Below are 645 nucleotides of genomic sequence, written 5' to 3'. Positions count from 1 at the left end.
GGCCAGCACAATGAAGCCGCTCCCGGTAATGCCCGCTGCGCCTTTCGAGGTCAGCAGCAGCACCGCCAGCAGCGTCAGTTCCTGCGTGAGGGTCATTGGCGTGTTGGTGGCCTGTGCGATGAACACTGCAGCCATCGTGAGGTAAATCGAGGTGCCGTCCAGGTTGAATGAATAACCGGTCGGTATCACCAGGCCCACGGTGGTTTTTTTTGCGCCCAGGTTCTCCATTTTTTCCATCATGCGCGGCAGCACGGATTCGGACGACGAGGTGCCGAGCACGATCAGCAGCTCTTCCTTGATGTACTTGATGAACTTCCAGATGCTGAACCCATGCAGCCGTGCAATCAGGCCCAGCACCACGAAGATGAAGATCAGGCAGGTCAGGTAGAAGGCGCCCATCAGCTTGCCGAGAGAAAACAGTGAGTCAACGCCGTATTTGCCGATGGTGAAGGCCATTGCGCCGAATGCGCCTATGGGCGCCAGTTTCATGATGAAACCGACGATGGTGAACAGCACGTGCGATGTTTTCTCGATGAAGTCAAATACCAGCGTGCCGCGGCCACCGAAGCGGTGCAGGGCAAAGCCGAACATCACGGCAATCAGCAGCACCTGCAGGATTTCGCCTTTGGCAAACGCGTCCACCAC

The 645-nt window shown here is 57.2% G+C and carries 1 protein-coding gene; it reads right to left on the bottom strand.

Annotated features, from left to right (window positions below; translation table 11 throughout):
• A partial coding sequence (locus AC1D0Z_RS23645; protein ID WP_477660550.1) for a cation:dicarboxylate symporter family transporter occupies window positions 1-645 on the bottom strand: 645 nt, incomplete at both ends.

It is taken from the genome of Polaromonas sp. P1_E3, assembly GCF_056405935.1.
Note: the sequence above shows the minus strand (reverse complement) of the source record. Positions and strands in the feature narration are given on the sequence as shown.